The organism is Klebsiella sp. R390, assembly GCF_051131745.1.
Taxonomy (GTDB): Bacteria; Pseudomonadota; Gammaproteobacteria; order Enterobacterales; family Enterobacteriaceae; genus Klebsiella.
Genome location: NZ_CP180445.1, coordinates 4,345,684 through 4,359,181 on the forward strand (window position 1 = coordinate 4,345,684; position 13,498 = coordinate 4,359,181).

Consider the following 13,498-nt stretch of genomic DNA (forward strand, 5'->3'; position numbering starts at 1 on the left):
CGGGGCGTTACTTTGACTTTTGCAGCTCCAGCAGCTGCTCTGGGGTGACGGCCGGGTAGGACTGCGCGCCCTCAGGCACCTCCTGCAGAGTGGGGATCGGGATCAGCGGCCCTAAAAAGCGCGGTTCACGTTTGAAAATATAGAGATCCGCCAGCGCGCCAAACCGGGCGCCAAACTCACGCAAGCGCACGCTCCACATATCTTTCGGCGAAGGTACGGCATAGCACTGGGCCTGAATCCCCATATGCAGGGCGATAAACAGCGCCCGCTCGCAGTGGAAGCGCTGGGTGATGATAATAAAGTCGTTGGTATCGAATACTTTTCGGGTGCGCACAATCGAGTCGAGGGTGCGGAATCCGGCGTAATCGAGCACGATGTCCGCCGGGTCCACGCCGCCTTTAATCAAATCACGGCGCATGGTCATCGGCTCGTTGTAGCTTTGTAGCGCATTGTCGCCGCTCAGCAGCAGATAGTTGACCTTGCCGCTGTTATAGGCGTTGAGCGCGCCCTGAATGCGGTAGCGATAATATTGGTTGATAACCCCGGTGCGGTAATATTTCGCGGTGCCGAGCACCACCCCAACCTGGCGGTAGGGCAGATCCTGCAGCTCGTCATAAATATAGGGGGCGGTTTTCCAGCTCATCCAACGGTCAAGACCCAGCACGGTCAACAGCAGCAGGCCGAACAGGACTAACAGGCTGTATAACACACGCTTTAACATTCACCGGGCTCATGTGGATAAGGGAAACATCAGGCTACTGTACCCATCGGGCAAGCGCAAGAAACCATCGTTTAATTGCGGGGTTTTTCAGCAAAGCGGGCTAAAAAGCCCGCATAACGAGCGATTTAACCGAGCAGCACCCGGTCAATGTTGTGACAGCCTAACGCTTTCAGCGTCGCGACGGTGGCATCCCACTGAATCAATGCCGCGTCGGCTTTTTCGGCCAGCACCGCGCGCTGAATGTCTGGATAGTCGTATCCGTTCAGACTCAACAGGTTCAGTGCGCCCTGCAGTGGCGGCAGCGTTGGGTTAAAGGCGGCGTTTTCAGCATAGCGACCGGAAAAAATGGTCCTGTCTTTCAGCTCCAGCGCCACCCCAGATGGGGAGTTGCTGTAAGGCATATGGCAGGCGTTAGCCGCCTGAATCGCCGCCTGCGCCAGCTCGTCGCCCGCCAATGGGTAACCGTGATCCTGTTCATCCATCAGCAGCGTTTTGATCTCCAGATCCTTCGGACCGAAGGCATCTGGCAGATAGTGTTGTAGCGAATGTGCTTCGCGGCCAGGCAGATGAATTCGCAGCTGCTGGCTGCTGTTCAGCTCATTCATAAACTGACGGCAGTGTCCGCAAGGGGTGTAGTTAACGGTAATAGCCTGCAGGGATTTTTCACCGCGCAGCCAGGCGTGGCTGATGGCGCTCTGTTCTGCATGGACGGTTTGCTGCATGGTGGCGCCGAGAAATTCCATATTGCCGCCAAAGTACCAGGTGCCGCTGATACCGCGGGCGATAGCGCCAACGTTAAAACGGGAGAGGTCGGCACGGGCGCAGGCCGCCGCAAGCGGCAGCAGCGCGAAAGCCAGCGCGTCTTCATCCAGACCTGTCGCATTTCGCAGCGTAGCGACCTGGCCGGCATCCAGCAAAGCCGGAAAATGCGGGTCGCTCAGCATCGGGGCGATGGCCGCTTGCAGGTCTGCCGCCAGAAGGGGAAGCGCAGCTTGAAAACGTGGGTGCATGGCATAGCCTCTTAACAATGTAATGGGAATCTAGTGTACGGGCGTCAATCGCGCTTATATGTGACTAATATCTCATTGTTTGTGCAACTTCTTGTTGTTGCATGGATAAATGTGACTTATATCACATTATCCAACTACTGCCAGAATGACCGGGAACAAGAAGGGAGCGACCAGGGAAGTAATAATTCCACACAGCACCAGCGCCAGCGAGCTGAATGCCCCTTCCTGGTAGTCCAGCTCTGCGCAACGGGCGGTGCCGAGGGCATGTGAGGCGGTGCCCATCGACAGACCGCGCGAGGCTTTGGTACGGATACGCATCAGGTTCAGCAGCGTATGACCAAAGACCGCCCCGAGAATACCGACGAAAATCACGCACACTGCGCTGATGGCTGGAATACCGCCGATACTGCCGCTGACCGCCATAGCAATCGGCGTGGTGACCGATTTAGGCATAATGGAGGCGGCGATTTGTGGCGTGGCCCCCATCAGCAGGGCGACGGTTGTCCCCGTCACCATGGCGACGACGCTGCCGATAAAGCAGATGGTTATAATGGATTTCCAGCGGGCGCGGATCTGGTGCAGTTGCTCATATAAAGGAAAGGCCAGCGCGACGACTGCAGGCTGCAACAGGTCGTTAAGAATTTTGCTGCCCTGAAAATAGCGATCGTAGGAGATACCGCTGATCAGCAGAAAGGGGATAATCACCACCATCGCCACCAGCAGGGGGTTCAGCAGCGGGAATTTAAAGCGTGCGGCCAGTTTGCGGGCGAGGAAAAAAACGATCAGCGTCAGCGGCAATGACCACCAGATTTCATGCATCATCTTTGACTTCCTCTTTTTGACCGACCACTTTACGCTCGCCGTGGACCAGGTGAGAACTCCAGCTCACCACCAGGAAAACCACTAAGGTACTGATGGTACAAGAAACGGCGACCGGGCCAAGCTGTGCGCGCAGTAAATCCCAGTACTGCATGACACCGACGCCGATGGGCACAAACAGCAGTGCCATATAGCGAATCAACACGTTACAGCCAGGGTTGACCCATTTGGGCGGCATAATTTGCAGCGCCAGCAGCACAAACAAAATCAGCATCCCGATAATGCTGCCTGGAATGGTAATAGGTAGCAGGGAAGCAATAAAAATCCCGGCGTATAAACAGGCATAAATCAGGACAAAAGCCCGTAGGTACTGCCAGATAATATTCAGCGATTTACTCATGGTAATAACCCTTGATGAACCGAATTCATCATACAATTAAACCTTGAAATGTGCTACCGATCACATCATGAATTATACGCATACCTTGGATAGCGCAATGGAACCTTCCATGAGATAGAAACATGGCGATGACATCAGCGTGAAAACGGCGCGGTGCCAGTGGTAGCATAACACCGTTATTGAGGGTGTGTAGTCCCGCAACCGCCTCGCTTCCCGGGTGGCGTAGCGCTTCACACATTGATTGCTTTCAACCGACGAACAGAGACGCTACCATAGCGCCTCTTTTTTCCCCCGGGTAACAATAATGCGTGTTTTACTGGCGCCGATGGAAGGCGTGCTCGATTCGCTGGTGCGCGAGCTGCTGACCGAAGTGAATGATTACGATCTGTGCATCACCGAGTTTTTGCGCGTGGTGGATCAGCTGCTGCCGGTAAAATCGTTTTACAGGTTGTGCCCGGAGCTACACCATCATAGCCGCACGCCGTCCGGCACTCGGGTGCGTGTTCAGTTGCTTGGGCAGTATCCGCAGTGGCTGGCAGAAAATGCCGCGCGGGCGGTGGAGCTGGGATCCTGGGGTGTCGATCTTAACTGCGGCTGCCCGTCAAAGCTGGTGAACGGCAGCGGCGGCGGGGCGACGCTGCTCAAAGACCCGGAACTGATTTATCGCGGCGCAAAGGCGATGCGCGAAGCGGTGCCGGACGCCCTGCCGGTGACGGTGAAAATTCGTCTCGGCTGGGACAGCGGCGCCCGGCAGTTTGAAATTGCCGATGCGGTACAGCAGGCCGGTGCGACGGAGCTTGTCGTGCACGGGCGTACCAAAGAAGATGCCTATAAAGCCGAACGGATAAACTGGGCGGCTATTGGCGAGATCCGCCAGCGCCTGACCATCCCGGTTGTCGCGAACGGCGAAATCTGGGACTGGCAAAGCGCTCAGGACTGCCTGGCGGTGACCGGTTGTGATTCGGTGATGATTGGCCGCGGGGCGCTGAACGTGCCGAATTTAAGCCGGGTCATCAAATATAACGAGCCGCGGATGCCGTGGCCGCAGGTGGTGACGCTGCTACAAAAATATACCCAGTTGGAAAAGCAGGGTGATACCGGGCTGTATCACGTGGCGCGCATCAAACAGTGGCTCAGTTATTTACGCAAAGAATATAGCGAAGCGCTGGTGCTGTTTAATGAAATTCGCACTCTCAAGAGCTCTGGGGAAATCGCTACGACAATTGCCCGTTATTAGGTTGGATTGTTAATCTGCTCACATTTTATTACTTAAGGACTTTCTGTTGATGGGCATTTCCGCAACAGAGTGATATTGTGTAGTTCTAATATTCAGGGTTGCTACTGATAACAGGCAAAACCTAAGCACTAACGCCATGCGTGGCGGGAGTGCTTAGGTTTTTTTTTGCTTTTTATTCTTGAGAGAATTTAATGATTATATAAAACAATGGGTTAGTTTTACTCTGGGTTCTTCAATCATGCAGTTTTATGACTGACGGACACCTTTTGCAAAAAATAAAAAAAGAACATGAATAACGGGCGAATTTATTGCCTGCGGACCGCTATTACCTTTACTCAGTCACAATGGATATCGTTATGCACAACAATAAAATAAATCCTCTGCTGTTGGTGATGACATTTTCACTGTGGGCGCCCGGGGCGCTGGCAGCAGAAACAGAAAAATGGAACGGCACGGTATTAGGTTTTGAAAAACCACAGACCGGTTTACTCGGCGATATGTTGGGAATTCGTCCAATACTGGAAGATAACGGTTTTAATTATAACCTCGGCTACCTGAATGAAATGGGCTATAACGCCGGCGGCGGATATAACCATGATAAACATCTGGCCTATATCGACCAGGTGGCATTGACCTTTACCCAGGATCTGGAGCGCTGGACCGGGATCCCCGATGCGCGTATCGAAGGCAATATTGTTAACCGCAATCATAATGACGATCTGACGACCAAACGACTACAGGATCCGCGCGTCAGTTTTAACGATCTGACCCAGGAGAGCTGGGGTGGACAGTCGATTACCCGCCTTGGCTGGCTGACCTTTGCCCGTAGTTTTGATGACCGCCGTCTGACCTGGCGTATTGGTATGATGAACAAAGTCCAGACCTTCGATCAGATAATCCCCTGTGATTTCCAGACGCTGATGCAGTGTGGCGGCAAGTCGGCAAACTCAATGACGTGGAACAACTGGAACGTCCATACCTGGGGGACGATGCTGGAATATAAACTGACGCCGGAATTGACGCTGAAAGGCGGCATTATGGAGCAAAACCCGGAAGCCTCTTCGCGCAGCCATGCGTGGAGCTGGTCAACCAAAGGCAGTAAAGGCATTCTGCTGCCGGTCGAGATTGAAGCGCGTCCGGTGATCAACGGGCTTTCCGGCGCCTATAACCTCGGGGTGTTGTTCACCAACGCGCCGCAAAGCGATCTCTATACCGGGAAGTCCGGCGGCCCAGGGGCCAGCGATCCTGAAGGATACGCCCAGCATAACCGTACCTGGTTCCTCTATACCGGGATGAACCAGCAGATAACCCGCCATGCCGACGATCCCAACCGCGGGATGAGCGTCTCGCTCAGCGCCGGGGTCGGTGACCAGCGCAGCAACTATATTCATACCACCGCCGCCGCTTCCATGCGCTATCGCGGGTTGTTTGATGCTCGTCCGCAGGACTGGCTAGGCTTCGGCGTCACCTACATTGATATGAGCAGCCACTACGCCCGCAACCAGCAATACATGAACGAGGTCAGCGGCGCCACGGATTACTACGATGCCAGCTACCAGCCGGTGGCCGGTCATTCGGTGAATGCCGAACTGTACTATCGTCTGCGTCCGCTTTCATGGCTCGAACTTCAGCCTGGCCTGCAGTACTGGCATCGTCCGGGTGGCGTAGCCCAGACCCAGGATGCCTGGGTCATCGAGTGGAAAACGGTGGTGACTTTCTGACAGCCGGCCGGGCGACGGGCATTTAGTCGCGATCTGTATCACGTTTTTTTGTTTCGTTAGTTGAGACAAACAAAGAAGTTGTTACAGTGCGGAAGTTGGATTGCTACTGCTGCGGCAGGCAAAACCTGATTTCTGGCATTTGTCGGGGGTCAGGTTTTTTTGTTTTTGGGGTTCATATGCAAATCGCCAAAGTTCTTAATAATAATGTGGTGGTTATTCTGGACGAGCAGCGACGCGAGCAGGTAGTGATGGGGCGAGGGTTGGCCTTTCAAAAGCGCGTCGGTGACACTCTGGATGAAAGTAAAATTGAAAAAGTCTTCGCGCTGCACAGTGATGAGCTGGTAGGACGCTTAGGCGAATTACTCAGTCAGATACCGTTAGAAGTCATGACCACCTGCGACCGGATTATTGAACTGGCGCGCGGGCGGTTGGGGAAACTGCAGGAAAGCCTGTACATCACGTTGACCGACCACTGCCATTTTGCCATCGAGCGGCAAAAAAAAGGGGTGGCGCTGCGCAACGTGCTGCTGTGGGAAATTAAGCGGCTTTACCCGAAAGAGTTTGAGCTTGGGCAGGAGGCCCGCGCCATTATCGCCCGGCGGCTCGGGGTGGAGCTGGCGGAAGATGAAGCGGGCTTTATTGCGCTGCACCTGGTCACCGCGCAGCTCAACAGCGAAATGCCGGAAGTAATGCACGTGACGCGGGTGATGCAGGAGATCCTGCAGCTGGTGAAATATCAGCTCCAGCTGAATTATGACCAGGAGTCGCTGAGCTACCAGCGCTTTGTCACCCACCTGAAATTTTTCGCCCAGCGCATGCTGACGCGCACGGTGGTGGAAGATGATGACGTCACGCTGCACAGCGCGGTAAAAGAAAACTATGCCAAAGCGTGGAAATGTGCGGAAACCGTGGCCCGTCATCTGCAGAAAAGCTACCAGCGGTCGCTGACGACGGAAGAAATTATGTTTCTCGCCATCCATATTGAGCGAGTGAGAAAAGAAGGGCGTTGATCCCCTTCTACCGATACCCCAAATAATTCGAGTGGCTGGTAGGTGGCAAAGCCGCAAATTCCCAGGAGCTTACCCAGGTAAGTGACTGGGATGCACGAGTGCCGCCAACACCCTGGCAACCTGAAGGATGAAGGGGATAAAACTGGATTGTTACTGCATAACGCAGGCAAAACCTGAGCGCGACGCCTTTCCCGGCGTGGTTCTCGGGTTTTTTTTATTTTTATACTCAGTCACTGTTGCCGGCAGGCAGCGGAAGAAAGGAAAACAGCATGGAATATAAAGCACTCGCGCAGGATATTCTGAGCCGGGTTGGCGGCAAAGAGAATATTGTGAGTCTGGTTCACTGTGCCACACGACTGCGCTTTAAACTCAAAGAGAACAAAAAGGCCGACGCGGAAGGGCTGAAAACTAACCCTGGCGTGATTATGGTGGTGGAAAGCGGCGGCCAGTTTCAGGTGGTGATTGGTAACCATGTCCACGATGTCTGGCAGGCGGTACGCAACGAAGCGGGCCTTACCGACGACAGCGAGCCGGTGGCAGATACTGGAGAGAAAACCTCGGTACTGGGCCAGGTGATTGACGTGGTTTCCGCCATCTTCACGCCGTTTATCGGCGTACTGGCGGCATCAGGGATCCTCAAAGGGTTGCTGGCGCTGGCGGTGGTTTGCGGCTGGCTGGTGCCCCAGCAGGCAACTTACAAAATCTGGTTTGCCGCCAGCGACGCGCTGTTCTTTTTCTTCCCGCTGTTTCTCGGCTACACCGCCGGTAAAAAATTCGGCGGCAATCCGTTTATTACCATGGTGATCGGCGGCGCGCTTACCCATCCGCTGATGATCCAGGCCTTTGAAGGCGCTCAGCTGCCCGGCGCGGAAGCGAGCTATTTTCTCGGCATCCCGGTGACCTTTATCAACTACAGTTCCTCGGTGATCCCGATTATCCTCGCCTCGTGGGTGAGCTGCTGGCTGGAACGTAAAGGCAATGCGCTGCTGCCGTCAGCGATGAAAAACTTCTTTACGCCGCTGATTTGCCTGGTGGTGGTGGTGCCGCTGACCTTCCTGGTTATCGGCCCGGTGGCCACCTGGTTAAGCCAGCTGCTGGCCCACGGCTACCAGATTATCTACACCGTGGCACCGTGGCTGGCGGGCGCCGCAATGGGCGCGTTGTGGCAGGTCTGCGTGATTTTCGGGCTGCACTGGGGGCTGATACCGCTGATGATTAACAACCTGACGGTACTGGGCCAGGACTCGATGCTGCCGATGCTGCTGCCGGCGGTGATGGGGCAGGTTGGCGCGGCGCTGGGGATCTTCCTGCGCACCCGTGACGCCCGGCAAAAAGTGCTGGCGGGATCCGCGGTATCCGCCGGGATCTTTGGGATTACCGAACCCGCGATTTATGGCCTGAACCTGCCGCTGCGCCGTCCGTTTATCTTTGGCTGCGTGGCCGGTGCCATCGGCGGGGCGATTGTCGGCCTGAGCGACAGCCACGTTTACTCCTTTGGTTTCGCCAATATTTTCACCCTCGCGCAGATGATCCCGCCGCAGGGCATCGACGCTACCGTCTGGGGCGGCGTGGCCGGTATTGTCGCCGCGCTGGTTATCTCCTGCGTGCTGACCTTTGTCGCGGGCCTGCCGGGAAGCCGCACGGAGCCTGCTGGCGTGCCGATCGGTCCGGTGGCGGAAAACGCAATTCTCGCGCCGATGTCCGGCACCGCTTTGGCACTGGAACAGGTTCCCGATAGCACCTTCGCCAGCGGCCTGCTGGGGCAAGGCGTGGCGATTATTCCCGCCGTCGGCAAAGTGATAGCGCCGTTCTCCGGGGAGGTCGCGTCGCTTTTCCAGACCAAACATGCGATTGGCCTGCTCAGCGATAGCGGCATTGAGCTGTTGATCCACGTTGGTATCGATACCGTGAAGCTCGATGGCGCACCGTTTACTGCCCACGTCAAAGAAGGCGATCGGGTGAAGGCCGGCGATCTGCTGCTCGAATTCGACCGCCAGGCTATTCTGGACGCCGGTTATGACCTGGCGACCCCCATTATTATCAGCAACAGCGACGATTATCGTAGCGTTGAGATCGTCTCCACCAGCGTGGTCGATGCCGGTCAGCCGCTGTTGTCCGTCATCCCTTAATCACAGGAGAGAAAGATGAAGACATTTCCACAGACCTTCTTATGGGGCGGCGCGACCGCCGCCAATCAGGTCGAAGGCGCCTATCTGGAAGACGGCAAAGGATTATCCACCTCGGACGTCCAGCCACACGGTGTCTTTGGCGACGTTGTTGAGCGCGTGCCGGGCGACAGCGGGATCAAGGATATTGCGATCGATTTCTACCACCGCTATCCGGAAGATATCAGCCTGTTCGCCGAAATGGGATTCAACTGCCTGCGGGTATCGATTGCCTGGACGCGCATTTTCCCCGATGGTGACAATGCCGAACCTAATGAAGCCGGGCTGGCGTTTTACGACCGGCTGTTTGCCGAAATGGCGCAGCACAATATCACTCCGCTGGTCACCTTATCGCACTATGAAATGCCGTGGGCGCTGGTGAAAAACTACGGCGGTTGGGGTAGCCGCGAGGTGATTGGTTTCTTCGAACGTTACGCCCGCACGGTATTTGCCCGTTATAAAGACCAGGTCAAACTGTGGCTGACCTTTAACGAAATCAATATGTCGCTCCATGCGCCGATGACCGGCGTCGGCCTGCCAGAGGGCAGCAGCAAGGAAGCGGTCTATCAGGCTATTCACCATCAGTTGGTGGCGAGTGCGCTGGCGGTCAAAGCCTGCCATGAGATAGTCCCCGAGGGCAAAATCGGCAATATGCTGCTGGGTGGCTTAATGTACCCGTTAAGCTGTAAGCCGGAAGATGTGTTTGAAACCATGCAACAAAACCGCAGCTGGCAGTTCTTCGGTGATGTGCAGTGCCGCGGAAGCTATCCGGGCTATATGCTGCGCTATTTCCGCGACCAGGGGATGACGATTACCATCACCGATGCCGACCGTGAGGCCCTGAAATCCACCGTGGATTTCATCTCCTTTAGCTACTACATGACCGGCTGCGTCACCGCCGACGAAGAGCTGAACCAGAAAGCGCGCGGCAATATTCTCAGCATGGTACCGAACCCGCACCTGGCCAGCTCAGAATGGGGCTGGCAGATTGACCCGCTGGGCCTGCGGACGCTGCTGAACGTGCTGTGGGATCGCTATCAGAAGCCGCTGTTTATTGTTGAGAATGGCCTCGGTGCGAAAGACAAGGTTGAGGCGGACGGTTCAATTCATGACGACTACCGCATCAGTTACCTCAACGACCATCTGGTGCAGGCGCGGGAAGCGATTGACGACGGCGTGGAGCTGCTGGGCTTTACCAGTTGGGGACCTATCGACCTGGTCAGCGCCTCGAAAGCAGAGATGTCCAAGCGTTACGGCTTTATCTACGTCGATCGCGATGACCAGGGGAACGGCACCCTGGCGCGCAGTAAAAAGGACAGCTTCTACTGGTACAAAGAGGTGATTGGCAGTAACGGCGCCAGCTTAAAAGACTAACCCTCGCGCTCCGTTGCGGCCCGGATCTGCCGGGCCGCCGGGCGTTTATGCTGGTTTACTGGCGCGCAGCAGGAAGAGCATTGGTCGCTCCTGCTCTTCGTCCAGTTCCGGCTGGGCGGCGATTTGCTCCGCGGTCGGTCCCCATTCATCAAGATGTTCAATGACAAAACCGGCGGCGACCAGCAGGTTTATCCAGCTGGCCAGCTTACGATGCTGTTTCTTCACGCCGTCGGCAAACCAGTTGCTGATGCGCTCCCCTTCCTGCTGATAGTGGCTGACCGGCCAGTTTTTTTGACCGAGGTCATCCACCTGCCAGCCCTGACGTAGCGGGGCGGTGTAGATCGGGTGTTCAGCGGAAAACAGCAGCGTACCGCCCGGCGTCAGGGCCTGATAAATCGTGGCGAACAGTGGGGCGACGTCAGGAAGATAGTGCAGCGCCAGTGAACTGTAGACCAGTTCGCAACTGCCGGCGGGCAGGGTGAGGGTTTGCAGATCTTCACAACGATAATCGATGTCGCCACCTGTGCTCATGTCGCGAGCGCGGTCGAGCATCCGGCTGGAGATATCAATCCCGGTAACCTGGGTGGCGCCTTGTTCACGCGCCCAGCGGCAAAACCAGCCGTAGCCACAGCCAAGATCTACCACCCGCAGGCCCGTTAAAGGAGGCAACATCTGCTGAATGGCAGGCCATTCCGGCGCGCCGTCGAGCCCTTTTATCGAGCGGTCGAGAGTGGCATATCCTGCAAAAAAATCAGGATCATCATAAATATTCTGACTCATAATCACTCCATGAATTATTTGTGTATTTTTAATTACCCATGTTTTTAGTCACACGCTTTACTAAACGGGCCGATTTCAATTAACTTATTATAACCAACCTTTTTTCGTAATCTGACCTGTCTAATGAATCTAACGTTGAGAAAAAGCGTGTTGGCCGGGATTCCCCTGGTCATCGCTCTGGCTGGCTGCGCGCCGTCCCATGATATTGGCAATCCGCCGCAGCAGCAGACACCTGCCTCTCATGTGTCCATGGATCTCCCCGCCGCCGTTAAAAATGGCTGGCCGCAAAGTAACTGGTGGCAGGACTACCACGACCCGCAGTTGAACAGCCTTATCCAGCGTGCGCTGGCGAACGCCCCGGATATGCAGATTGCCGAGCAGCGGATCAAGCTGGCGGAAGCGCAGGCGCGCATGTCGCAAGCCAATCTTGGGCCAGAGATGGATTTTTCTGCCAACGTTGAACGGCAGAAAATGTCGGCCGAAGGGCTGATGGGGCCGTTTGCCACCGACACCGACGGGAATACCGGCCCCTGGTACACCAACGGGACTTTTGGCCTGACCGCAGGCTGGGATCTCGATCTGTGGGGTAAAAACCGCGCGCTGGTGAAAGCGCGCATTGGAGAGGTCAAAGCGCAAATCGCCGAAGAAGCGCAAACCCGCGAGCTGCTGGCCAGCAGCGTGGCGCGACTTTACTGGCAGTGGCAGACCGAAGCAGCGGTGAAGAGCGTGCTGCAGCAGGTCAAAAGCGAACAAAACAATATCGTTACCGTCGACCAGGCGCTGTTCCAGCGCGGGATCACCAACTCCGCCGAAGGGGCTGAAAACGATATTAATGTCAGCAAAACCGATCAGCAGCTGACCGATGTTGCGGGCAGTATGAAAGAGATCGAAGCGCGACTGATGGCCTTGACCAACAGCCAAAGCCAGTCGCTGAATCTGAAAGTGGTTAACCTCCCGGAAGTCAGCGCACAAATGCCGACGGAGCTGGGCTATGAACTGCTGGCGCGGCGTCCGGATCTGCAGGAAGCGCACTGGTATATCGAAGCCTCTCTGAGCGAAGTAGATGCCGCCAAAGCGGCGTTCTATCCGGACATCAACCTGATGGCTTTCCTGCAACAGGATGCGCTGCATTTAAGCGATCTGTTCCGCCACTCTGCGCAGCAGATGGGGCTTTCCGCCGGGCTGACGCTACCTATCTTTGATAGCGGCAGGCTCAACGCCAACCTCGACATTGCCAGCGCGCAGAATAATTTGTCGGTGGCGAAGTACAACAAAGCGGTGGTGGACGCGGTCAATCAGGTGGCGAAGACTGCCAGCCAGGTTGAGACTCTGATGGAGAAGAACCAGCAGCAGCAGCAGGTTGAAAAAGACGCTCAGCGTACGGTGAACCTGGCGCAGGCGCGTATGGAAGCCGGGATCCTGGCGGGGTCGCGAGTCAGCTTAGCCAGACTCCCCGCTTTGCAGGAGCGAATTACGGCGCTGCGCCTGCACGGCCAGTGGTTGGATGCCAGCATTCAGTTGACCTCCGCGTTGGGCGGCGGCTATCACCAGACCCCACAAAAATCCAGCTAACACCACAGCTAACATTACAGCTGACGCGGCCGGGGGAGACCCTGGTCGCTGTTTACGGGTTACCCGCTAGGGCTTCTTTTTCGCTTCCCGGCGGCGGAACCACCAGTGAGCACCCGCCACCAGGACTACCACCAGAATCAACCAAATCCCGTGCTTCAGATGGCCATCAAGATGATGCAGCCACGGTCCAATCGCTTCGCCCCCCAGATAACCCAGGGTGGTGAACAGCAGGGCCCAGACCAGTGCGCCGAGAATATTGAGTGGCAAAAACACTTTGGGCGGCAGGCGGCTGGCGCCGATCAATAACGGGCCAATCACCCGGAAACCGTACATAAAACGGGTGCCAATCACGAACAGATAAGGACGGCGCTGGATCATGCGCTGTGCTTTGTGGATCCGCGCCTGGTGGCGTGAAAAACGCCGCAGCAGGCGACCGCCAAATCGTCTGCCCAGCAGGTACAGCAGTTGATCGCCAATCATCCCGCCCAGCGCGACCGAAATAACCACCAGTGGAAATTTTAACAACCCCTGATGCGCCACTACGCCGCCCAGCAGGGTGATGGTTTCACCTTCTGCCAGACTGCCAACGATCAGCGCAGCGTAGCCATACTGGGAGATCAGGTTATTGATATCCATACGCAGAAAAACTCCATGGTTGCTTTGGCTTCAGGCTGGATGGCGCCCAACCG

At 55.9% G+C, this 13,498-nt stretch carries 11 protein-coding genes and 1 pseudogene; 6 read left to right on the forward strand and 6 right to left on the reverse strand.

What is annotated here, in order from left to right; all coding sequences use genetic code 11:
* Positions 1 to 7: 7 nt before the first annotated feature.
* The 4 genes from sanA to ACMYSP_RS20415 form a co-directional block, all read right to left on the reverse strand.
* A complete protein-coding gene (gene sanA / locus ACMYSP_RS20400) occupies positions 8 to 721 on the reverse strand; it encodes an outer membrane permeability protein SanA (RefSeq protein WP_123755145.1) in 714 nt (237 codons plus the stop codon).
* Positions 722 to 846: 125 nt separating this feature from the next.
* Positions 847 to 1,731, reverse strand: coding sequence for a cytidine deaminase (gene cdd / locus ACMYSP_RS20405; RefSeq protein ID WP_434583859.1), 885 nt, complete (start codon positions 1,729 to 1,731; stop codon positions 847 to 849).
* Positions 1,732 to 1,857: 126 nt separating this feature from the next.
* Positions 1,858 to 2,553, reverse strand: coding sequence for a CidB/LrgB family autolysis modulator (locus tag ACMYSP_RS20410; protein ID WP_434583861.1), 696 nt, complete (start codon positions 2,551 to 2,553; stop codon positions 1,858 to 1,860).
* The gene (locus ACMYSP_RS20415) at positions 2,543 to 2,950 is read right to left on the reverse strand and encodes a CidA/LrgA family protein (RefSeq protein WP_123755142.1); all 408 of its coding nucleotides are present in this window, start codon (positions 2,948 to 2,950) and stop codon (positions 2,543 to 2,545) included. The genes ACMYSP_RS20410 and ACMYSP_RS20415 overlap by 11 nt, the downstream gene beginning before the upstream one ends.
* A gap of 304 nt (positions 2,951 to 3,254) precedes the next feature.
* Between ACMYSP_RS20415 and dusC the strand changes: the two genes are divergently transcribed.
* The 5 genes and pseudogenes from dusC (at position 3,255) to ACMYSP_RS20440 (ending at position 10,457) form a co-directional block, all read left to right on the forward strand.
* A complete protein-coding gene (gene dusC, locus ACMYSP_RS20420) occupies positions 3,255 to 4,187 on the forward strand; it encodes a tRNA dihydrouridine(16) synthase DusC (RefSeq protein WP_434583862.1) in 933 nt (310 codons plus the stop codon).
* A 356-nt stretch (positions 4,188 to 4,543) separates the two neighbouring features.
* Positions 4,544 to 5,908: a carbohydrate porin gene (locus tag ACMYSP_RS20425; RefSeq protein ID WP_434583864.1), complete on the forward strand. Its 1,365-nt coding sequence runs from the start codon at positions 4,544 to 4,546 to the stop codon at positions 5,906 to 5,908.
* Positions 5,909 to 6,084: 176 nt separating this feature from the next.
* Positions 6,085 to 6,918 (forward strand): transcriptional antiterminator BglG, encoded by an 834-nt coding sequence (gene bglG, locus ACMYSP_RS20430; protein WP_123755139.1) that lies wholly within the window; start codon positions 6,085 to 6,087, stop codon positions 6,916 to 6,918.
* Positions 6,919 to 7,075: 157 nt separating this feature from the next.
* Positions 7,076 to 9,047, forward strand: a pseudogene (bglF, locus tag ACMYSP_RS20435) (PTS beta-glucoside transporter subunit IIABC).
* 15 nt (positions 9,048 to 9,062) lie between these two features.
* Complete coding sequence (locus ACMYSP_RS20440; RefSeq protein WP_434583866.1) at positions 9,063 to 10,457, forward strand: glycoside hydrolase family 1 protein; 1,395 nt, start codon at positions 9,063 to 9,065, stop codon at positions 10,455 to 10,457.
* 45 nt (positions 10,458 to 10,502) lie between these two features.
* On the opposite strand, the gene ACMYSP_RS20445 is transcribed toward ACMYSP_RS20440, so the two are convergent.
* Entirely contained in the window at positions 10,503 to 11,237 is a 735-nt protein-coding gene (locus ACMYSP_RS20445) for a class I SAM-dependent methyltransferase (protein ID WP_434583868.1), read from the reverse strand.
* Positions 11,238 to 11,360: 123 nt separating this feature from the next.
* Between ACMYSP_RS20445 and mdtQ the strand changes: the two genes are divergently transcribed.
* The gene (gene mdtQ, locus ACMYSP_RS20450) at positions 11,361 to 12,809 is read left to right on the forward strand and encodes a multidrug resistance outer membrane protein MdtQ (protein WP_434583869.1); all 1,449 of its coding nucleotides are present in this window, start codon (positions 11,361 to 11,363) and stop codon (positions 12,807 to 12,809) included.
* A gap of 66 nt (positions 12,810 to 12,875) precedes the next feature.
* Here mdtQ and ACMYSP_RS20455 read toward each other — a convergent pair whose 3' ends face one another.
* Complete coding sequence (locus ACMYSP_RS20455; protein ID WP_123755134.1) at positions 12,876 to 13,445, reverse strand: DedA family protein; 570 nt, start codon at positions 13,443 to 13,445, stop codon at positions 12,876 to 12,878.
* Between the last annotated feature and the right edge of the window lie 53 nt (positions 13,446 to 13,498).

Bases quoted from the DNA above. Each gene is read 5' to 3' on its own strand.
- ACMYSP_RS20440 (WP_434583866.1), top strand. From the start codon at position 9,063: ATGAAGACATTTCCACAGACCTTCTTATGGGGCGGCGCGACCGCCGCC.
- ACMYSP_RS20455 (WP_123755134.1), bottom strand. From the start codon at position 13,445: ATGGATATCAATAACCTGATCTCCCAGTATGGCTACGCTGCGCTGATC.
- ACMYSP_RS20445 (WP_434583868.1), bottom strand. From the start codon at position 11,237: ATGAGTCAGAATATTTATGATGATCCTGATTTTTTTGCAGGATATGCC.
- ACMYSP_RS20410 (WP_434583861.1), bottom strand. From the start codon at position 2,553: ATGATGCATGAAATCTGGTGGTCATTGCCGCTGACGCTGATCGTTTTT.
- ACMYSP_RS20415 (WP_123755142.1), bottom strand. From the start codon at position 2,950: ATGAGTAAATCGCTGAATATTATCTGGCAGTACCTACGGGCTTTTGTC.
- mdtQ (WP_434583869.1), top strand. From the start codon at position 11,361: ATGAATCTAACGTTGAGAAAAAGCGTGTTGGCCGGGATTCCCCTGGTC.
- dusC (WP_434583862.1), top strand. From the start codon at position 3,255: ATGCGTGTTTTACTGGCGCCGATGGAAGGCGTGCTCGATTCGCTGGTG.
- sanA (WP_123755145.1), bottom strand. From the start codon at position 721: ATGTTAAAGCGTGTGTTATACAGCCTGTTAGTCCTGTTCGGCCTGCTG.
- ACMYSP_RS20425 (WP_434583864.1), top strand. From the start codon at position 4,544: ATGCACAACAATAAAATAAATCCTCTGCTGTTGGTGATGACATTTTCA.
- bglG (WP_123755139.1), top strand. From the start codon at position 6,085: ATGCAAATCGCCAAAGTTCTTAATAATAATGTGGTGGTTATTCTGGAC.
- cdd (WP_434583859.1), bottom strand. From the start codon at position 1,731: ATGCACCCACGTTTTCAAGCTGCGCTTCCCCTTCTGGCGGCAGACCTG.